The organism is Photobacterium alginatilyticum, assembly GCF_009910675.1.
GTDB lineage: Bacteria > Pseudomonadota > Gammaproteobacteria > Enterobacterales > Vibrionaceae > Photobacterium > Photobacterium alginatilyticum.
The window spans coordinates 1-305 of record NZ_RSEJ01000434.1 but is presented as its reverse complement, the minus strand read 5'-3'; the positions used below and the strand labels follow the sequence as shown (position 1 = coordinate 305).

The following is a 305-nucleotide window of genomic DNA, read 5'->3' as shown; positions in this document are numbered from 1 at the left end:
GCGCGAGAGGCCCGAAGGTCCCCCTCTTTGGCCCGTAGGCATTATGCGGTATTAGCTATCGTTTCCAATAGTTATCCCCCACACTAAGGCATATTCCCAGGCATTACTCACCCGTCCGCCGCTCGCCGCCCAACAAATCACCCGAAGGATCAATGTTGTCGCTGCCGCTCGACTTGCATGTGTTAGGCCTGCCGCCAGCGTTCAATCTGAGCCATGATCAAACTCTTCAATTAAAGTTTTGTTGGTCTCTCGACCGGCTCAATGAATACTGATTGTTCTAACTAAGTTAGAACGAATTGACTGTG

1 rRNA gene is annotated in these 305 nt (G+C 50.8%); it reads right to left on the bottom strand.

The window, feature by feature from the left end:
* A 16S ribosomal RNA gene (locus EIZ48_RS29005) occupies window positions 1-233 on the bottom strand; the annotation flags it as partial.
* Between the last annotated feature and the right edge of the window lie 72 nt (window positions 234-305).